Origin of the sequence: Herbaspirillum sp. UBA812 (genome assembly GCF_002296545.1) — a bacterium.
Taxonomy (GTDB): domain Bacteria; phylum Pseudomonadota; class Gammaproteobacteria; order Burkholderiales; family Burkholderiaceae_D; genus Herbaspirillum; species Herbaspirillum huttiense.
In genome coordinates this window covers 1-4463 of the sequence record NZ_DBIC01000305.1, presented here as the reverse complement: position 1 = coordinate 4463, position 4463 = coordinate 1, and the positions used below count along the sequence as shown (strand labels likewise).

The window sequence follows — 4463 nt, the reverse complement described above, 5'->3', positions numbered from 1 at the left end:
TCTTGGCTTCGGCCGTGATCATCAATACCGGCAAGTGCGCCAGAGAAGGCGTTGCACGGATCTTCTTGAGCAGCGTCAGGCCATCCATGCCCGGCATGTTCCAGTCGGTCAGCACGAAGGTCACCGGCAAGGCACCCGCCTCCAGAATCTTCAGTGCGGAAGAGCCATCATCGGCCTCCACCATCTTGGTGTATTCGAGCTCCTTCAGCAGGCCGCTGACAATGCGACGCATCGTCGAAAAGTCATCAACCACGAGGAAATACTGATCATCTGCTGCCATAGGGAAATTCGCTGAACCGTGAAAATGAGGATTAGAGATGTTGTTGCCGAAAAAATTCGACGCAAGTGTAAAGCATTTTTAGATGCTTCCGCGAAACATCTGACGCATTCCTTCATGCGATGCGCTTTTTTACACCTGCGATTGACCCTTCGCAAAGCCAGGCGCGCAGCCGGAGCGAGATCAGCGTCAGCTGCGGTCAGAACACAGAAAAGGTGGAAAGAAGTGAAGAAAAGGGAGGCAGAAAAACAAAAAGGAAGCCGCCAATGCGCTTCCTTTTGTTGATTCCTGCATATTTCTTCAACCAACCCCTTTACCCCATCAGGAAGCAAACGAATTGGTAGGCACGATTGGACTCGAACCAACGACCCCTACCATGTCAAGGTAGTGCTCTAACCAGCTGAGCTACGCGCCTATCGAAGACTGCAAGAACTTGATAAAACAAAAAAGGAAGCCGAGAACGCGCCTCCTTTTGTTTGCTTCGCCCCAACTCACCCGCTCCGAATGGAACCAGAAGAATTGGTAGGCACGATTGGACTCGAACCAACGACCCCTACCATGTCAAGGTAGTGCTCTAACCAGCTGAGCTACGCGCCTAACGAAGAAGCGAGAGTATAGGAGGCTTTTCAAAATTTGCCAAGGGGTAAATGATGAAAAATTAAAAATAGTTAGCGTATTTCGCCAAGTACCCAGCCTCCCTGCCCTCCCGCCTGTACTACCAAACAACTGGGCATTACTGCCGCTTGGCCTCGATCACACCCTTGACCTCGCGAATCACCGTGAGCGCTTTCTGCAATTGCTCGGTCGAGCCGATCTCGGCCGTGAAGGCCATGCGCGCATGCCCCTTCACGCTTTGCGTGCTCACACCGATCACGTTGATCTTGTCGCGCAGGAAGATATCGGAGATATCGCGCAGCAAACCCTGGCGATCGCTGGCCAGCACGAAGATGTCGACCGGATACACGGTATCGCGTGCCGGTGCACCCCAAGTGGTCTGGATCACCCGTTCCGGCGCATGCAAGCTCATCTCGGCGAAGTTCTTGCAGTTGACCCGATGGATGGACACCCCCTTGCCACGCGTGACAAAGCCGGCGATCACATCCGGCGGCGCCGGCTTGCAGCAGCGCGCCAGCTGGGTCAGCAGGCCATCGGTACCGACCACCAGCACGCCCGACTTGGCGCCCTGCACGATGCTCGATGCACGGCTTTTGCGCGTGATGAGGGCTTCGTCATCGATCTCGGGCTTCTTTTCCTCGCCCTGATGCAGCGCCTGCTCCACGTGCCGCAGGCTGAATTCTTCCTTGGCCAGCGCCAGGCACAGGTCATCGACCTTGGCGAAGCCCAGCTTCTGGGCCAGCTCTTCGAGGTTGACGGCGGTCTTGCCTTCGCGCTGCAAGGTCTTTTCCAGCAGGCCGCGCCCGACGGAAAGCGTCTCCTGCTGCTCAATGGCATTGAACCAGGCGCGGATCTTGGAGCGCGTACGCGAACTGGCCGTGTAATCGGCACTGAGCCAGTCGCGCGACGGCCCCACACCGGGACCGCTCTTGGCCGTGATGATCTCGACCGTCTGGCCATTCTTGAGCGTGGTGTTCAGCGGCACCATCACGCCATCCACCCGCGCCCCACGGCAGCGGTGGCCGACATCGCTGTGCAGGTGATAGGCAAAGTCGATCGGCGTGGCACCGCTGGGCAATTCGATCACGCGCGCCTGCGGTGTCAGTACATAAATGCGCTCGTCCAGCGTGGCCGACTTGAGCTTCTGCACCCAATCGCGGCGCACTTCTTCCTGGTCCACCACGGCATCGGTGACTTCGTTCTTCCAGGCCAGCAGCTGACGCAGCCAGGCGATCTTCTCGTCATATTTCTGCGCCGAGAAATTGGAACCGCCGCTTTCCTTGTAGCGCCAGTGCGCCGCCACACCGTATTCGGCGAAGTGGTGCATTTCGTGGGTACGGATCTGCACTTCCAGCGCCCGGCCATCTTCGGCCATGACCACCGTGTGCAGGGACTGGTAACCGTTCTGCTTGGGACGCGAGATGTAGTCGTCGAACTCTTCGGGAATCGGCGTCCAGATGTTGTGCACGATGCCCAGCACTGAATAACAAGTCTTCACATCATCGACGATGACGCGGAAGGCTCGCACATCGTAGAGCTCGGAGAAATCGATGGACTTGCCGCGCATCTTGTTCCAGATGCTGTAGATGTGCTTGGGCCGGCCGCTGACCTCGGCGCGGATATCCTGCGCTGCCATCTCGGTGCGCAGGCGCGTGATCGCGTTGGCCACGAAGGCTTCGCGCTCCAGCCGCTTTTCTTCCAGCATCTTGGCGATGCGCTTGTAGGTCACCGGCTCCAGGAAACGGAAGGACAGGTCTTCCAGTTCCCACTTCAGTTGCCAGATGCCCAGCCGGTTGGCCAGCGGCGCGTAGAGATCGAAGGTCTGGCGCGCATACTGGGCGCTGGCTTCGTTCTCCTGCTTGGTCTCGGCGAAGTAGCGCAGCGTGGCCACGCGCGAGGCCAGCCGCACCAGCACCGCGCGCATGTCGGTGGCCATGGCCAGCAGCATCTTGCGCAGGGTTTCCACTTGGGCGGCGGCCTGCTGGGCAGCGTTCTTGCCGCGCAGGACTTCCTGGTTCTGGGGCTGGAAGCTAAGGCTGTGAAAGCGCATCAGCTGGCGCACATTGCCCACCAGGTCGGCGATTTCCTTGCCGAAGCGTTCTTCCAGCTTTTCTTCCAGCTCGGGATGCAGCATCTGGGCTTCGAAGGCCAGGCCGGCGATGCGGGTGGCGGCATCGACATTGAGGGCGGTCAGCACGGTGGCCACCGAGACCGCGAATTGCAGTGCATTCTGCCCGGACAGGATCTGCCTGTCGGCATACAGCGGTTCGAGCTCGGCCAGCGCCTGCTCGACCCGTGCGACATCGTCAGGACCGAGGCCGGCGGTAATGGCCGCCAGGCCTTCGCCCTGGGTACTTGCAACCGAAACCATAAATTACTTCTGTGCAGCGACGATGATGATTTCCACCAGCAGTTCGGGACGGGCCAGCTTGGCTTCGACGGTGGCGCGCGGGGGCGCATTGCCGGGGGCGACCCACTCGTCCCAGACGGCGTTCATGCCAGCGAAATCCTTCACATCGGACAGGAAAATCTGGCACGACAGGATCTTGGTCTTGTCACTGCCGGCTTCAGCCAGCAGGCGGTCGATGTGGCCCAGCACTTCGCGGGTCTGGCCTTCGATGTTCTGGGTGGCGTCTTCGGCGATCTGGCCGGCCAGGTAGACGGTACCGTTGTGAATGGCGACTTCGGAGAGACGCTTGCCGACGTGCAGACGTTGTACGGACATGAAATTTCCTTCCTAGTAAAACCCGGCGGCAAGACGCGCCGGTGATGAAAAACGTAATCGGATCGCAGGCCGCTCAGCCCAGCAGGAACTGGCGCGCCACCTCGATCTGCGGGGCATGCATGAAGGTGGGAGCGTGCCCCACGTCGGGCAGTTCCACCAGCTTGGCCTTGGGGCCGCGACGGGTCATTTCCTGCGCCACTTCCGGCAGCAGCAGGTCGGACTGGGCGCCGCGCACCACCAGGGTCGGACAGCGGATTGCATCATAGGCCGCCCACAGCATCTGCTCGGCCGCGCTGGCCGCTTCCGGCGCAGTCAGCTTGAAGGGGACCGCCAGGCCCAGATCGTAATGGCGCACCCACTTGCCCTCTTCATTCTGGCGCAGCACATCCTTGGCCAGCTTGTGCCATTCTTCATCGCTGTGCTGACCGAAACTGACGGAAATGGTACGGATGAACTGGGAGGCCTCCTCGAAGGTATCGAAGCGCACGTCCTGGCCGATGTAGTCGCCGATGCGCGCCAGGGCGGCACCGTTGATGGAAGGGCCGATGTCGTTGAGTACCAGGCGGCGGATGGGATTGCCCGGCAGCGAGGCCAGCCCCATGCCGATCAGGCCACCCATGGAGGTACCGAACCAGTCGACGATCTCGGCATCGGCGCGTGCCAGCAGGGTCACCATGTCGCTCACGTATTGCGGGACCGTGTAGAACTGCGGATTGGCCAGACGTCCGGAACGGCCGCGTCCGACCACATCGGGGCAGATCACGCGATAGGTATCGCAGAGCTCGCGGGCCATGCGGTCGAAATCGTCGGAGACCCGGGTGACGCCGTGCACGCACACCAGCACAT

General features: G+C 60.3%; 4 protein-coding genes and 2 tRNA genes. All 6 read right to left on the bottom strand.

Going from position 1 to position 4463, the window contains the following annotated elements:
• Nucleotides 1-280: response regulator (locus tag B3873_RS21110; protein ID WP_286868845.1), on the bottom strand; the 280-nt coding region annotated here is incomplete at its 3' end.
• 335 nt (nucleotides 281-615) lie between these two features.
• A tRNA-Val gene (locus B3873_RS21105) sits at nucleotides 616-692 on the bottom strand.
• A gap of 105 nt (nucleotides 693-797) precedes the next feature.
• Nucleotides 798-874: transfer RNA gene (locus B3873_RS21100), tRNA-Val, on the bottom strand.
• A gap of 136 nt (nucleotides 875-1010) precedes the next feature.
• Complete coding sequence (locus B3873_RS21095) at nucleotides 1011-3263, bottom strand: RelA/SpoT family protein (RefSeq protein ID WP_134222114.1); 2253 nt, start codon at nucleotides 3261-3263, stop codon at nucleotides 1011-1013.
• Between the two features lie 3 nt (nucleotides 3264-3266).
• Nucleotides 3267-3617 carry a RidA family protein gene (locus B3873_RS21090; RefSeq protein WP_008328017.1) on the bottom strand — a complete coding sequence of 117 codons (351 nt, stop codon included), beginning with the start codon at nucleotides 3615-3617 and terminating at the stop codon, nucleotides 3267-3269.
• Nucleotides 3618-3690: 73 nt separating this feature from the next.
• Nucleotides 3691-4461, bottom strand: a complete 771-nt coding sequence (locus tag B3873_RS21085; protein ID WP_286868841.1) for an alpha/beta fold hydrolase — start codon at nucleotides 4459-4461, stop codon at nucleotides 3691-3693.
• Nucleotides 4462-4463: the final 2 nt, after the last annotated feature.